Genomic DNA, 15,969 nt, shown 5'->3' with positions numbered 1-15,969 from the left:
ATCACGCTTCCGACCTGCTGTCCGCGCAGGAAGCTTCTCACTCTGCTATTCCGCGCCCTCGAACCACCGTGTCCCGCCTGACGCCAAGCGCCCCGCTCACCCGGAAACATCAACCCGCACAACCTTACTCACATCAACGCCAGGGACAAAAAACCGGGCGTCAAAGTCCGTTGTGCGGGTCAAACCAGAATGGGCGACGTCATGCCAATACGGTGCGAAACGACGGCTTCATGAATTGTTCCGGTTAAAGGATATTCTCATCCGTCTGCGAGGCAGATGGGGCCACCTTGCTTTGATGCAAGCGGCAAAAGTGTCGTTTCGACCGGACCTACGTGCTCATACCAGTAGCAATTATCGTCTGGTTGGAGACGTGCTGTCGCAATATTCTGGTTTGGAGCGGCCAATGCGATCACCTCCTCCGGAAGTTCCTGCGTGCCCCCAAGGGCATCAGTCAGCATCGAGGAACATCCCCCGAGGAGAGAGACTGTGAGCATCGCCACCCAAAGCTTTGCTCTCATTTGTGAGCCTGACGCCATGATCTTTCCTTCTGGGAATGACTTAACACCCGCTATTGCAGTTCGTAGTCGGATACAAGCCAGCTGCAGAGCCATACCTGCACGCGTGATCTGAAGATCCCGCTCAACATCCATACCTGCAAAGCACCTTGTGTGCCTGCGTGTCCAAGGGCTGCAGCTCAGGAACGCTTAGCGCAGCGGCTATCAAGGTTCGGCATCCTCAATCGCATGGTTGGTGATGCACAAGGAATGATGGAAAGCGCTTGTTTCAGGGTGCTGTGGCGTCGGATCCCGATGCCTTGACTTGCATCATTCAGGAGAAGGCACCCAACTGCCTGCGCGTTGGCATGGAAACGGGTTCGACGACGCTGTGGTTGTGGCGTGCGTTGCGGGCACGGGGATTGCCGATCATTTGCATGGACGCAAGGCATGCGAACCGTGCGCTATCCATGCGCAAGAACAAGACGGACAAGAACGACGCGCAAGGGCTGGCAGAACTTAGGCGGATCGGCTGGTTCAAGGAGGCCAATGTCCGTAGTCCCCATACCCAGTATGTCCGGTCGCTTTTGTCGGTCCGCTATCAGCTACGCCTGTCCCGCAAGGACATGCTCAATCAGATGCGGGGTCCTGAGGCATTGTCGCGCTGTAGATTGCACATGCACTAGTTCCCTGCCCGTCAGCATTGCTGCTAGTTTTCGATGCCGCTTACCAAATCGGCTTCTCTTAAAGTCAAGCTAAAACGTTAATTTGACCATTAGGACTGTCCAATTGGTTAAAAACCCTCTTCGTCTTTATCTCGCTTGAAATCACCGTCAGAAGACCCGGATCAGCTTCACCGTTCTCATTTGGTTCCATGTCCGTCCTCGCCTCATGTTCAAAAACGATCGTTGGTGCAATATCGTCCAGCGTGCTGCAAAGGCGTCGTAGAACGCCCTTTTGCGACATGTCTTAAACCGCATGACTTTTGATACACGTCTTAGATGTGAACGTCTTTCCCGCCTAGACGAAATGGATGCCTAAAGCAGATCCTTTTAGTCATCGTATCCTGGTGCTTTGTCAGCCCGGTGGCTGCCGTCTTTGCTGGCCAAGGCCCCTGGGGCGGTGGCGTAGCATGCTTTTCGGCTAGTCTTCTATCTGCGGAAGACTGTTCGGTCGTCGCCGAGGCGAGCGCAGAGGACTGACGCTATCTCTTCGTTCAGTTCTCGTGTCTCTGACGCCGTCGCCGCCTTTGCGGCTCCCGGCCTATCAAAGCACTCTCCATGTCGTTCAAGTACTGCAACAGCATGCACTTTGTGACCGTCTGGGGCATGTTCCGGACCTTCATTCCGAACGCAGGCTGAACATAAGGCGGTCAGGAAAATTGCGTCTCCTGCATGCGGAGGTTCCCATGTCCTTGGGTCAGGACCGCCCGGGCTTGGACTTCCGACCTGGATCCTCTTTGCTGACCGGGTCGGGGTCCAGATAGCTCCCGACGACCTCATCGCGGAGGTAAGGAAGGAATGCCTCCCGGACCTGGATCTCGCCGTAGCCTTCGTCTTCGTCCTCTTTGTCGCTGAACGCACACGCTTCATCGTCCGGCCCGGCATCGCGCCTCCGGGTCACCACGGTGCTGAACCGCTTCCATGCCTCGTCAAGCCGAGCATCCCTGTAAGGTTCGGTCCCGGGCGCAAGGACGACCCGGGTGATCCGCGCCAGTGCAGTGTCCTGGTACTGCATCGTCAGGTGTTCGTATCCCCGCATGAGGAACCGTCCCTTGATGCGGAAGATGGCGTGAGGCGAGACCAGGCGACCTTGCTCTCGTCCCCCGCCATCTACAGTGACGAGAAGGGGCGTTTCGGTGCGGATCGCACGGACCACCGTCCGCACGACGGCAAGGTTCGGATCTGGCTGCCGGAGATCCGCCTCGACGTACCCCCTGCTGCCCAGCATGTCGTCCAACCACCGCTCCAGACGCGGTATGGAAGAGAAGACCGGCGCCTCTGGCAGCGTGGCGTTCTCGTCCAGCGTCAGCCTGCCGCCCTGCACCCGACCCTCTTCGTCGCGCAGGAAGACCGGTCCGCAGGCCTGCTCGAACAGCATCTCGAACTCCGCCTGATGCCGGGAGACGGTCGGCTCCGACAGGCCGAAGATCTCCCGATAGACGAGTTTCTCGGCCGCACCGAAGACCCCGCCATACCGGATTGCCGCCTCCACCCAACCAAAGGACAGGTTCCTCTTCCTCACCACGGCCAATAATCTTTCATTTTGAAAGTTTCTTCTTTCATGTCCCTTCGAGAGGCCGTATGACCAACAGACCTGAAGACGAGCCGGAAGCGCATTCCGACACCCCTGCCCCGTGCGATGATACTGGTATCCAAATGGGTCATTCTGAATCGGATCGCCCGCATCACGCAACCGAAGCTCATGCGCGCCATCGTGATGAGCCTGCGCCGAACGGTCGTGGCGACTGCCGGCCGTCTGACGGCCTGGAAAGAGTCATCCTGCAAGAGAAGTCCGTCCCCCGTGGTTCGTCGATGATCATCTACCGTGCCACGAACCGGATAACCGGAAAGATCTACATCGGTAAGACCGTCCGGCACCTCTACCATGCAAAGGCCCGCCACCGCCAACGGGCGATGCGCCGCGATCTCTACGGCAGCGACAGTTATTTCTATGCCTCGATCCGCAAGCATGGCTGGAGCGCCTTCGACTGGAAGATCATCGACCAGGGGGAGAATGACACGGAGTTGCAAGCACTCGAGCGGGCATGGATCGCCCAGACCGGAAGCTACCGGGACCGCTCCATCGGCTACAACATGACGCCGGGCGGCGATGGCGGGGCCGGGCGCAAGTTGTCACCCCAGCAGATCGCCGGCATCAGTCTTCGGTCGTCCGGCAAAGGAAACCCGGGCTGGGGCAAGTTCGGCAAGGCGCATCCCGCCTATGGGCACATCAAGTCCCCCGAAGCACGTGCGGCCATCTCCCGGGCCCATAAAGGGAAGAAGATGTCGCGCGAAGCCCGCGCGAAGCTGTCGGCTACACGGGTCGCACTGTTTGCCGGGCAGCGCAGGGAAACATTGCGCCGCTACGAAGACGAGCGGCAGGCCCGACGTGCAGCGCAGGCAGCAAAAAAAGCCGCGGGGGGCTTCAAGGGTGAGAAGGCACGGGCGTCCAAGGTGACAGATCATCAGCGGGCCGAAATCTGCCGGCGCCGCGCGGCCGGTGAGAGCTACAATGCAATCGCCAAGGGCGTTTCTCTGGGACTGACCGGTGTCCGGGCAGTGGTGCTGCACTGGGGGCCGCTCAACGGCTACCCGTTCCTGCGCGTCGTAGCCGCGTCTGACCATCGTGCGAAGTTGACCGACAAGGACCGCATGACAATCATTGCGCGCTACAACGGTGGCGAGGTGATCGCTGCCCTGGCCTCGGCCTTTGATGTCGGTGCAACTACGATCTACATGACGGTGTCTGACTGGGGTCCGAAGCACGGGTTTCCGTACCTGCGACGCAAGGGCGGATGGAGCACGACCTGAGGTAGCGCCACCGCGCAGATCGCAAAACTTTTTTGGCAGACAAAGTATCACGGTGTGGTTCTTTATCAGAATCCTTTAGGAAGCAAACTGTGCGGAAAAGAGCGGCGTTTCCGCTTCTGCCTCTTTGCCGGAACAGGTCATCACCGCCGCTCTGACAGTTGCGGCGGCTTGAACCGCTTGCCGGCACCCCACCGTGCTAGGGGCTTCGGCAGGTAAGGCGCTTCCTTTTGAACATTGCGGCAACGATAGGGGCGCGAACCCGTTTCGAAGACCCGGAAACACGACCGCCAGTCGCCTGGAGGTCCCAGAGCGGGAGAAGACCCGACCCTGAATGGATCGGCGCGGTGCACTTTGGTGCGCCTGGAAATCAGAAATTTTCTGGGAGCCGTCAGGCGATCCGTCAAAAGTCCCATGGCCCAATGCGTAAAAAAAGGGTCCCACCTCCCCTGTCGAACCGTCCTATGATCTGCGTGCGCAAAAAATTCCGATTTTTACCAGCGTGAGGCATGCCAGCCCGTGCATTATACGTGATGCGGCGGCTGACATGTTCGACGCGTTCATGCGCTGTCTGGACGAACGGTAAGCCTCGGATAGCCCCTTCTAAAGCCAAGTCTCCCCACTAGCCCTGTCATGGGAGACATATGCATCGCCATGACAATCGTTCTTCCGGCGCTCTTCCCACAGCCCATAAGGGTTACGTCGGATCGCTCACGCTGCTGTCGTCCAACCAGACCACAAGTGTTGCCAACGCGCACAAAAGCGCAAAGTAGGCTGCAAAAAGCGTCTTTCTCCTAAGTTGTTTACCCTGCCGTCGCGGCCTTTGGAGGCACACTGGATCTTGCAATGGGTGATCCAGGAACGTGGTCTTCAACAAGCAGAGGACTCGTCTTTCAGGAAAACGTCTTTACGATATAGGCCGTCCCCCCAATCAGAACGATGGCCAAAAGCATCGGAAAAAGGAGGGACGTCAGCCAGAAGCGCCATCCGTCTTCCGGAGACTTGGCTCTGTGGGGAAACCCGATAGGCCTTGTTGTCACCTGGCGATGCGTAGCCGCGGTTAGCTTGTGCGTTTCGGCGACCAGGGCATGGATATCGGCTAGCCGTGTCTCAAGGTCGGCAAGTCGATGATCGTTTTCATCAGACGGTTGGGTGTCCCGCGCTGCAGATCTTTGATTGGTCATGGCTCCAGATCCTCGTGACGAACCCTCTTGGAGTGACACTATGACTGCATCAGGAACATGCGTCGAGAAATTGTCGCCAAGGAATTGTTGCACGGTTCGCAGATTGACAGGTCACCAGTCTCGAAAGGAACATCCGCGTGAGAGAACAGCGGGGCACACGATGAGGAAAGCATGCTACCTTACCAGAGGCTCCCCCAGAGCCATAGCAAGACCCACCCGCGGCCACTTGCACTGGCCGCTACCCCACACGCCGCCGCACCTGTTTGGGACCTCCTGTAGCCTCCTGATAACCTCTTGGGGCAGATCACTACCAGTGGCTGTATGAATTATCCTCCCGGAAGCGCATTCACCTAACCGCATTGCGTGCGAGTAAGCCAACTCGACCTGCAGACAACCAAGGAAGATACCGTCCTCGCGATGACACACGATTATTCTGGCCGCGAAGCGAAACCTGGAGCTAGTCCTGACACGCTGAATCAAGTGCTCCAGAATTCGGTTCTGGATCTGGTTCTGGTCTAAATGGCGGACATGAACCTTGCGGATCTAAAAGCGATCCAGAACCGGGCGCAGGAACTGATCGACGGGAAGATGGACCAGAAACTGGACGACGCGGCCTGATCGGGCCCCCCTACGGGGGGCCCATCTCTTTTTTCGCGCGGGGATGCCCGTAGAGCGGTGATAGAAGCTCCAGAACCGCGTGAAGCCGCAATTTGGATTGCCCCCTACCTGAAACAGTAACAGGCCCTCAGCGGCCCTATGCAAGGACTGAAACCATGATCTGCAACTGGCTCCCCGTCTCCATCCTCTCAGGAACCTGCATCTGGGCATGTATCGGCATCTGGTTCTGAGAACCAGTTTCCCAAATCAGCCCCTTGACCAGATCCAGATCTAAGATACCCAGGGACTGGGGACTGAATCTAAAATAGGTTCGGGTTCGGCCAGGGGTATCGCTGTCGGCGACCCCGAAGCTAACTTCTAGAACTTGAGAACTCTTTTTTTCTCTAAAAGAAGTCAAGGAAAAGAAAGAATAGTTTAGACTTTAGAAAATTGAAGTTCCAGAAGTTAATTTTATATATTTATAATTTGGAAAAGTTTTTCCTCTGCTTCTTTTTATAGCGTCCTGGGGGTCAAACACTATTCCGAGCATTGTCTCTACATCTTACCCAACGTTCAAGTACTTGCTAAATATATGCAAATTTAAACTTCGCGAAGTCAGGTAGTGGTAGCGCTGACCAATGTTCAGGCTGGAGATAACCCGTTCTCTTGTCGGCAGAAGAGCACCAATGACCAAGAAAAAGTTTTTTTACGCTTCCGATAATTTAAGCGGCGGTGCTTTCTTGACCGTCATCGCTATGGCCTGAGAGACCAAGTTTGTCATGGAAGTCATTTGATAGGTCCAACTTCTGGAAGTTGTCCTATAGTTCGCGAACTTGGAAAGTCTTCTCTTTCAAACTAGTTTATGCATAGCCTCATCAAGAAAGATGAGAGCCATGTTCAAATACAAAACTATATTTCCTCAATTGCTGATCATGAGTATCTGCAAAACTAGCATGGCGCAGCGCGGGCTGGCTTGGAGGATCGACGCATGAAACTCGAACAGTATGCCCGACGGCTGGCAAAGAAGACCGGAACCCCCGTGCTTGAGGAGATCGTTCTTGGGAAGCGGAAAATGGAAGATCTGCCGGCCGAGTGCATGCCCTGGACGGGCCGCAAGACGATCAGCAAGTCTCGCCTGCGAGCCAAAATCGTCCGTGACCACAACAAGCGTCCCTACAAGGACCTGGTCCCCGAAACCCCTTACGGTCTGATCATCGTCGAGGGGAAGCGGCTGCTCGTGCATCGCTACATCTTCATGCTCCTGAAGAAGCCCTTCTACGAGTTCACGATGCGCAACCACTGCGGCAACACGCTTTGCTGCAACCCGATGCACTGGCTGGTGCATGGGGAACCTGACCCTGTCCCGTTCCCACATGAGGAGGCATTCCTGGCGGCTCTGGAAGCCAACTGGACGCAGTCTGACGTCAACTGGGTCATCGACCAAGCCCTCGCCAAGTACACCTTGACCAGTTGGGAGGAGGTTATCAATAACACTATGCTCGAAGAGTGCCCGCATGACATGCTGGTAGTGGGTCTCAAGGAGTATCGCAGACCGGGATTGTTACCCATAAAATAGGTTTTAACTATAAAGAGGGTGTATAATATGGGCAGGGCGCGCAATAGCCCTGCACCTGCTTTACAAGTTTGTTTTGATTCCTATGGTGTAACGCAATCGGCCCCCTCGCTAGGCAGACTGAGAGGACCCGTGCCGTCATAAGCTCCCAGTTGATATACAAACTTTCACCTGCTCGCCCGCTGATCAGCTCACGCAGGCACCAACAGAAGAGCTGAGACTCATCAGCGCGTCATGGCAGCCGTCATTTGGTCGAAATCGCTGGCATACGCCTCTCGCCGCAAGGCGGCTATCGACAGCCATGCCGCCACCGCCAATACGGTGAAAGCGATCGATCCTCAGGGCAGCTGATACGAGGCGCGATGGCTTTTAGAAACCGCCCTGTCGTGAGTCTCCTAGGTCTAGTGCTATGACCCGGCCAGCTTGCAGGCAAGTTCTTACAAATGGGGCGGTAGATCTGACATGGCGCGTAGAACCACATTGAGCAACGACCGAATTCAGCTATTGTAGCCAAGGTGGTGACTGGCAGATTTTAAGACAGAGATGCCAGGTGCCGTTGAGTTTCATAATGTTTTAAAATCGCTTTTTCTTGCTACACGGCAAGTGTTCCTCCGTGCATGAGCACAAGGTATCACGCACGGAGGAACACCAGGATCATAGGAAGAAGTCGTTCTCGTGCAGGGTAACCTGACGAGACAGCTCGATTGAAAAATCTGCCCGTCGATCACCATCAAGGTCGGCAGAGATCAACGTTGTTCCGTTGCCGTGCTGGTAGCGCACTTCGCCTGCAGACCCTGAGAAGCCGTCAGTACCCACGAACTCGAACGCCTGGTTGCCTGCCAGGGGTAAGTTCGCGTCTATCGCAGCCAGATTGATCCTGTCTCCCTGAACCCGATTAAAATCGGTGATGACATCCCGTCCGGCCGCCCCTGCACCGGAGTCGAGTTGATTGGTGAACACGAACTGATCTGCGCCCATGCCTCCGGTCAACTGATCCTTGCCTGAGCCGCCGACCAGCCTGTCGTTGCCCAACCCACCAAAGAGCGCATCGTTGCCGGCGCCGCCTGCAAGTGTGTCATTGCCGGCACCAGCTTCCAGTCGGTCGCCGCCGAGGCCCCCGTCAAGAAAGTCGTTCCCTGTGCCTCCAAACAAGCGGTCAAAACCGAACCCGCCCAGAAGCCTGTCGTTTCCGTCACCACCGAAAAGGCTGTCGTTGCCGGCGTTCCCAATCAGGGTGTCGGCACCCTGATTGCCACTGAGGACGTTGTTGCCGGCGTTCCCGGCCAAGCGGTTGGCGATTGCGTTCCCGGTGCCGTTGAGATGAACACCCCCGGTCAGGACCAAGTTCTCCACATTGGCTGCCAGCGTGTGAGACACCGACGCACGCACCGTGTCTGTGCCGCTGCCTACGTTCTCGATCACCCGGTCGCTGATGTTGTCGACGATGTAGGTGTCGTTGCCAGTACCGCCTTCCAGCATGTCCGCGCCAAGGCCGCCGTTGAGGACATTGTTGCCGGCGTTCCCAGTCAGGCGGTTGTTCAGCACATTGCCAATGCCGTTGACGTTTGCGCTGCCTGTCAGGACCAGATCTTCCACATTGGCGGCCAGCGTGTAAGACACCGACGCACGCACCGTGTCCGTACCGCTGCCTACGTTCTCAATCACCCGGTCGCCTACCTTGTCGACGATGTAGGTGTCATTACCTGCACCGCCTTCCAGCATGTCAGCGCCGAGGCCGCCATTCAGGACGTTGTTGCCGGCGTTACCGGTCAGTCGGTTGTTTAGCGCGTTGCCGGTGCCGTTCAGCTGCCCAGTTCCTGTCAGAACCAAGTACTCGACATGATCAGCCAAGGTGTAGGACACTGAGGCATATACCGTGTCCGTACCGCCGCCTGCAGCCTCAATCACCCGGTCGCCCCCGTTGTCGACGATGTAGGTGTCGTTGCCTACACCGCCCTCCATTGTGTCCGCCCCAATTCTGCCGTCGAGGACATTGTTGCCAGTGTTCCCGGTCAAGCGGTTGGCGAGCGCGTTGCCGGTGCCGTTAATGTTTGAGCTGCCTGTCAGGACCAGATTTTCGACATTGCTCGTCAGCGCCTGAGATGTCGACACACGTGCTGTATCTGTACCATTCCCTGGGGCCTCGATCACTTTGTCGCCGACGTTGTCGACGATGTAGGTGTCGTTGCCGGCACCACCGATCAGCTCATCAGCCCCGGCACCGCCATCAAGCACGTCGTCGCCAGCGTTTCCAACAATGGTGTCGTCGCCAGCCAGGCCCGAGAGCCTGTCATTGCCGATATCGCCAGTCAGAAGGTCACTGCCGGCAGTTCCAGACAAAACCATGTTGCCGGGCGTGGAGATAGGATCTCCTATATCGACGATGGCAGATGTACCGCCGACGCGAACGGACCCGTGGGAAACCTCAAGGGTACCAGCGTTGCCGGTCCCGTAGAAACTGACCTCGACCAGTTCCTGCAGGGTGACTGCCTGCGAGGCGGCCAGTGTGATTGAAAGGGTCGTTACATTGTTGCTCGACGATATGGATGTCGACATACTGCCCGAAACCAGCATCCTGACGTCATCGAATGTTATGTTAGAAGTATCGAATGTCAGGGAGATGGTGACCGCTGTCCCGGCTCGGATCATCTCATCACCCGACGCGATGACAGCCTTGGCGCCCATGCCGTCTCGGCTGAGCGATATGTCCCAAGGCGTTACATCGTCAACTTTCTCCAGTGTCAGTCCATATGATGCCGTTACGGGCCCACCCCAATTACTGAAGCTTGAAAACAACAGATATTCGCCACTCTTCTCGGGAGTAAACGTCAAGGACGTCAGAGTTCCGGAAGGACTGAACGTGTTGCCATAGTCGTTGAGGATCAGGTCTACAAAGCGTCCGTCCGTTCCGAACACCGTCATTCCACGATTGCTGAGAAATTGCTCGGTTTCTGCAGACGAGAATACGACCTGATAAGTATCGCCGGCATCAAGTTGCATCACAAAGGAGTCGACGTCTTGGCTCTCTTCCTCAGAAACTTGAAGAAATGCTTCAGTCATCGTGCCCAGGGTCAAGGAGGACACCAAATACTCACCACTTGAGCGGATGGTATCGAAATCTCCGTATTGCGGGTAAAGGTTTGGGAACAACGTGCCTCCAGACAAATCTTCAGAGGCTGTTTCAGAAATGATTCTCATGCGATTACCTTGATGGCATATGAGCGACGGGACATGATCTGCTTCTTCAAGCTGAAAATGTAGCGCTTTTTACAGGTGCCCACTCCGATTTATTACAAACGTGGTTTATGTGGCTTGTGCACTGGCTGCGGACATTTGGTTCAACTCGGCAAATTCAACAGGCAAAGCAGCTGCCATGGACGGTTCTGTCGAAAACCCTCGGGCGTGACGCAGAGGGTTGGTGACTTCTTCGGCTTCAAGCGGTGAGCTGACAGAACTGCTGAAACGGCCGCAGCTCGCTCTTACGACATGCTGGTGAAGGGCCTAACGGAGTTTCGCAGAAAGGATCTGTTGCCATGACAGATCCAAAGGAAGGTTATCAAAAGGCACCTTGATTTTTGTGCCATTCCGACTTGGGCGTAGCGGGCTGGGCGGGTCGCGACGGGAGGATATAGAGATGGAGAGACCGGCAAGGCCTACCTCCCCCCCTTGCGCCTGACCCACGGCATCACGAAGTCGCTCCCCCAGAGACCGCGTTGTGCCGTACGGGCCACAATCTTTTTCAGTCCGTAGAGGTCCCCGCCATACTGCTGGTTGGCAACGGCCCACCAGTTCCGGACCATCCAGGCGTCCAGGCTGCCAATCTCCGCTTCTAGAGTTCTTGTGGCATCGGTGCCGCAAGCATAATCATGCTCGCGGCGCTGATCAAATCCGCACGGCCCAAAGTGCGTTGATGCCGATGAACCGCATGCGTGTTCCGAACAGAGCCCGTGAGCTGCTCACCGATAACGACTTGCGGCAGTGCCTCCTCCCGCAACTGTTGGAGCTGCGGTTTTTTGTCCCCGACTCCAAACAAGGCGCCAACGATGGTCGGAGTTTTTGATGGACCCCGACCCATCGAGCTTTCTGTGCCATGTCAAAAGGTCTGAACAATCATTACCGCTTATTGGAGAGCGGCCTCCTGACTTTCATTCGGCGCTTCACCCGTGATCGCCTGGTAGACGAGCTGCATCACGTGACGGCGATAGTATGCCCTGCTAGGGCCCGCGCGTTGGGACATAAACACGGTTACGAGATCGTATTCTGGGTCGACCCAGAAATAGGTCCCCCCGTAGCCTGCCCACATGAATTGGCCTTGCGCGCCGGGGACGCTGGCGATGCCGTCGTCTTCGCGCACCATGACGCCAAGGCCGAACGTGTAGCCGGGCGATCCTAGTAGAAGCTGGCCCGGACCTGCGCCCGGATCGATCTCGCCGAGGTGGTCTGAGGCCATGAGGCGCACCGTGGTGGGGCTCAGGATCCGCACGCCGTCAAGTTCACCGTCATTGGCGAGCATCTGTGCAAAGCGAAGGTAGTCGCCGGCAGAAGAGACGGCTCCTGCGCCACCGGAGTCATTGGCGGGCCGCTGGCTCACGTCGATCATCGGCAAGGGCTCTTGGCTTCCCGGATCGGTAGCAAAGGGTTCGGCAAGCCGCGTCGCGGCGTTCTCGGGCACGTGGAAGCCGCTGTCTTCCATTTGGAGAGGACCGAAGACGCGCTCCTCGAGGAAATCGCCAAGCCGCTGGCCAGAGACCTTTTCGACGACCCGACCCAGCACGTCCGTCGAAAGGCTGTACTCCCACTGAGTCCCGGGCTGCCGCGCGAGGGGCGCACGGCCCAAGCCCGCCACCTGCTCGTCGCCGGATAGTCCCCGTGCGTCGAAGGCCATGCCATCTGGATTGAAGGCACCCGCTTCGGCATAGGCAGCTTTGACCGCTTCGTTCTGGGTCAGTTCGCCGTAGGCGAGGCCCGACGTGTGGCGCAGCAGGTCCTGAACCGTCATCGGGCGGTCGGTGGGCTCGGCCCCCTGCCCCGCATCGTCACCGGCACTGACCTCCAGCCCTTCGAACTCAGGCAGGAACTTGTGCACCGGATCGGAGAGCTGCAGCTTGCCTTCCTCCATGAGGATCAGGGCAGCGACGGACGTCAGCGGTTTGGTCATCGAGTAGATCCGGAAGATCGCGTCATCGACCATTGCTGTATCGGCCTCAGGTGCGAGTTCGCCGACGGCTGCCGAGTAGACAAGCTGTCCGTCGCGGGCGACCATGATCACCGCACCGGGCAATTCGCCGCGGCCAACTTCGGCCTCGAACGCTGTACCGATGCGGTCGAGGCGCTCGGAAGACATACCTACCATGTCCGGCTCGGCGGTTGGAAGGGCTTGTGCCCATGCTCCTGCAGCCGAGAGTGCCGCAGCACTCCAGATCGCCAGACCCATCATCAGCTTCATGCGGTTTCCTCCCCGTTCGGTGCCGTGCATCCGCCCCGAATTGCGTAGCCGCGGCGATGAGCGCCGCAGCCAGGCGCCTCCTCCGCGCCTTGGATCAGGCTAGCGGCGGCAGCTGAAGCGGTCAATCAGGAGGAGGTTCGCAGGCATTGGCCTGGGGGCACAGTTCGAGGACATGGCGGATGAAGCTGCAGGAGACGGTCGATGCCGTGCTGTGCCCAGATTGGCTGGTCTGACGATCGCTGAAAGCCCCCTGCCCTTCTCACTAGCATCTGTCATCACCGTTCTTCGGCTCATAAGGTGCGGTGGTTCTTTTCGCGTTTGGGGACATGCAAGCTGTCTCCCATTTGGGTAATCTTCTCTTCTTCTCTTTCTTCTTCTTCTTTGGCATCTAAAGCATTGATAAGAGGCCAAAATACATCAACGACCCGTAGCTATTGGGTGCAAATCCCGTAGAAATGGGGTCGTTCAGATCCCCGAAGCCGTAGAAATTGGGTCGAAATGCCGTAGTTTTTGGGTCGTTTCGCGCCAAAGCTAGCATTTTAAGCCTCCTGCCCTTCTAAGCGACCCAAAAACTACGGCTTTGCCGCTTTCGTTTGACCCTTAACGTTCAGCCGTAGTTAAAGACAGGAAGCACAGCTACGGTTTGGCATGGAAAACGACCCGAAAACTACGGTTTCAACGCTTGCATTACGGCCCTTCGGTGGAGAAATGCTCAAGCCTGCCGAACTGGTAGAGGTCGATGGCGCCGAGAAGCTGACGCTGAATGCCCGCCGTGCTTTCAATCTGTTGCTCCACAATGCTCATGGACCGGACATGGCGATCCCCCATCAGCGCTTCACCATTCCCCTGAGTGCGCTCAAGTTCTCACACGCAGGCAACGAGCGCCTGGCGCAGGCGATCAAGTCACTTATGCGGACTATCGTCACCATTCGTTCCCCTGACAGGGTCGAGCTAGTGCCCCTGCTCGGCCGTACTACCATCGCTGATCGCAAGAACGACCGCGGCTATCTCACCTACGAGTTCGACCCGGTTCTGGTCGAGCTGCTGCGCGACAGCCAGATCTTCGCCAAGCTGCAGCTCGACGTGATCCATGCGGTGTCCAGCAAGTATGCCCTCGCCCTTTATGAGATCGTCGCTAAGCGTGCGCGGCTGTCGTACATTCGTTCCGAGACGTTCGACATTGACCAATTCCGTTCAATGCTGGGTGTCGAAGCTGGCAAGCTGGGCACCTATTCCAACCTACTAAAGTTCGCCATTCGGCCTGCTTTTGAAGAGGTGAATCGGCTAGCAGAATTCCATGCAGCGTTCGAGCCGGTAAAGGTCGGCCGCAAAGTAGGAGCGATCAAAATTGCATGGGCCATCAAGAGCCCGGAGGCACAAAAGCTAGCTTATACTGAGCTTCATGGAGGTCCTGCCCCTTCGCAGAAGAATGGACAGCTCTCAATTCCCGGCTTGTTAGAGTAAAGGCTCGATAAATTTTCAGAGCGGTAAATTCTGCACGTTGACGCTTGAAAAATTAGACGCGCCGGCGTGCGTACACGTTTTTACGCAGCAAATTCATAGCGCGGTAAATTTACAGCGCTATGAATTTTAAAATTGGAAAAGTTATCGCTCGGAGGCTTTGTAAATTGAGGGCCTTATCTGGTATGGTCTTAGTTAGTCTTAGTTAGTCTTAGTTGGTCTTAGTTGGTCTTAGTTGGTCTTAGTTGGTCTTAGTTGGTCTTAGTTGGTCTTAGTTGGTCGCGTGGGCAAGCGGGGAATTGGTCGCTATTAAAATTTTCCGCGCTGAAAATTGAAACCGTAGAAAGTGGGTTAATTTGACAATGAAAACGATCGTTATCGCTTCGCAGAAAGGCGGGGCTGGGAAAACCACAACGGCCATCAATATGGCTGTCGCCGCATCACAGGATGGAATGAAGGTTGCGATGATCGATCTCGACCCGCAGCGCAGCCTGCGCGGATGGTGGGAGGGCAGGGACGGCGAATGGCCCAGCATGCCTAATAGCGACCCGGCGCCTGAAAAAGTGAAAGCGGCGCTACCTGCTTTGGCGAAGCACTTCGACCTGCTCGTAGTCGACACGCCACCAGCTGCCCCGGAATGGCTAGAAAGCGTCATGGCAGCTGCTGACTTGGTACTGATCCCCGTCCGTCCCTCGCCTCATGATCTACGGGCTGTAGGTGCCACGCTGAAGGCCGCCAAGGCCGCAGGGTCGGACTTCGCCTTTGTCCTCTCTCAGACGCCGCGGGCGAAGGTTACGGACGAGGCTGGGCGCGTGCTGGCGCAATATGGAAAGGTCGCGCCGGTGAATTCTGCTATGCGCGTAATCTATGCTGAGACCGCTGCGACGGGGCAGGGGGTCACCGAAGCGGGGGATGCCAAGGCGGCGCAGGAAGCGCGCAACTTGTGGGCTTACGTACAGGGGCTGCTCAATGGCTAAGAAAGGCGGTTTTTCATTCGATGGCATGGTCGATCCTGGAGCAGACGAGCCAGCGCCGATCGAGGGCGTTGAGCAGCGCGGGGCAGGGGAGACACCTAAACGCGAACCTAAACCGCTCGAGAAGGCTGCGCCGGCGCGCCGAGGGCGCCCGCCGAAGCCTCGTACCGCGACGGAAGCTCGGCCAAGCTTTGGTCTCGATCCGGAGACGCACGCGCTGTTCAAGATCTGGTTGCTGCGTCGCGGGGTCTCGATGCAGGACTATCTAGAGAAGCACATCCGCGATCTAGTGAAAGGCGACAAGCTTTAAAAATTTTCAGCGCTGAATTTTTGAAAATTAAGAGAGCGGTAAATTCCGAAACCGTGTTAATGAGGCAAGCACAGATGATGAGGTCCGTTAGGGACCTGTCAATCATATCTGCAGGGGTTGGGTTGCAATCCATAAACAACAGATGTCCGCCAAACAGCGGCAGATCCCCCACTACCGCATGTTCCCGCTCCACCTGCACCTTGGTTCGCGGCCTATACCCATACCGCGCCCCCGATAGTTTCGTTGCGTGGCCTGCCATGCCTTGGAGGGCCAACTGCAGCCGCCCTAGTAGGGCTCGCTGCGTCGACGGTCTTGATCCGGTGGGGCAGGGGGCGTCGTCTGGTAGGCTAATGTTGTCGCAATCACACAATATGAGCTTACAGCACGTGCGGAACTAGCC

At 57.0% G+C, this 15,969-nt stretch carries 9 protein-coding genes and 1 pseudogene; 6 read left to right on the top strand and 4 right to left on the bottom strand.

All coding sequences use genetic code 11. The features are described 5' to 3' along the window. Window positions 1-772: 772 nt before the first annotated feature. Window positions 773-1,180, top strand: a pseudogene (locus GBO37_RS10810) (transposase); the annotation flags it as partial. Between the two features lie 733 nt (window positions 1,181-1,913). Here GBO37_RS10810 and GBO37_RS10805 read toward each other — a convergent pair. Beyond that, on the bottom strand, window positions 1,914-2,747 hold the full coding sequence (locus GBO37_RS10805) for a hypothetical protein (protein WP_252928958.1): 834 nt from the start codon (window positions 2,745-2,747) through the stop codon (window positions 1,914-1,916). A 281-nt stretch (window positions 2,748-3,028) separates the two neighbouring features. Here GBO37_RS10805 and GBO37_RS10800 point away from each other — a divergent pair, with 281 nt between their 5' ends. After that, complete coding sequence (locus GBO37_RS10800; protein ID WP_252928956.1) at window positions 3,029-4,027, top strand: NUMOD3 domain-containing DNA-binding protein; 999 nt, start codon at window positions 3,029-3,031, stop codon at window positions 4,025-4,027. An 890-nt stretch (window positions 4,028-4,917) separates the two neighbouring features. Here GBO37_RS10800 and GBO37_RS10795 read toward each other — a convergent pair. Continuing rightward, window positions 4,918-5,208, bottom strand: coding sequence for a hypothetical protein (locus GBO37_RS10795; protein WP_252928954.1), 291 nt, complete (start codon window positions 5,206-5,208; stop codon window positions 4,918-4,920). Window positions 5,209-6,793: 1,585 nt separating this feature from the next. On the opposite strand from GBO37_RS10795, the gene GBO37_RS10790 reads away from it, so the two are divergent. Then, window positions 6,794-7,381 carry a hypothetical protein gene (locus tag GBO37_RS10790; protein ID WP_252928951.1) on the top strand — a complete coding sequence of 196 codons (588 nt, stop codon included), beginning with the start codon at window positions 6,794-6,796 and terminating at the stop codon, window positions 7,379-7,381. Between the two features lie 651 nt (window positions 7,382-8,032). Here the strand turns inward: GBO37_RS10790 and GBO37_RS10785 are convergent. Both GBO37_RS10785 and GBO37_RS10780 read right to left on the bottom strand, forming a co-directional pair. Further along, the gene (locus GBO37_RS10785) at window positions 8,033-10,576 is read right to left on the bottom strand and encodes a calcium-binding protein (RefSeq protein WP_252928949.1); all 2,544 of its coding nucleotides are present in this window, start codon (window positions 10,574-10,576) and stop codon (window positions 8,033-8,035) included. A 922-nt stretch (window positions 10,577-11,498) separates the two neighbouring features. Further along, window positions 11,499-12,824 (bottom strand): serine hydrolase, encoded by a 1,326-nt coding sequence (locus GBO37_RS10780; RefSeq protein ID WP_252928947.1) that lies wholly within the window; start codon window positions 12,822-12,824, stop codon window positions 11,499-11,501. A 648-nt stretch (window positions 12,825-13,472) separates the two neighbouring features. Here GBO37_RS10780 and GBO37_RS10775 point away from each other — a divergent pair. The 3 genes from GBO37_RS10775 to GBO37_RS10765 all read left to right on the top strand — a co-directional run bounded on the left by GBO37_RS10775 (window position 13,473) and on the right by GBO37_RS10765 (window position 15,569). After that, entirely contained in the window at window positions 13,473-14,288 is an 816-nt protein-coding gene (locus GBO37_RS10775; protein ID WP_252928945.1) for a replication initiation protein, read from the top strand. Between the two features lie 359 nt (window positions 14,289-14,647). Further along, window positions 14,648-15,262, top strand: coding sequence for a ParA family protein (locus GBO37_RS10770; RefSeq protein WP_256480610.1), 615 nt, complete (start codon window positions 14,648-14,650; stop codon window positions 15,260-15,262). Then, a complete protein-coding gene (locus GBO37_RS10765) occupies window positions 15,255-15,569 on the top strand; it encodes a hypothetical protein (protein WP_252928943.1) in 315 nt (104 codons plus the stop codon). The genes GBO37_RS10770 and GBO37_RS10765 overlap by 8 nt, the downstream gene beginning before the upstream one ends. The last annotated feature ends 400 nt before the right edge of the window (window positions 15,570-15,969 follow it).

Source organism: Paracoccus sp. 08 (assembly GCF_024105395.1).
Taxonomy (GTDB): Bacteria; Pseudomonadota; Alphaproteobacteria; order Rhodobacterales; family Rhodobacteraceae; genus Paracoccus; species Paracoccus marcusii.
The sequence above is the reverse complement of the archived record's forward strand: the minus strand, read 5'-3'. Positions and strand labels throughout refer to the sequence as shown.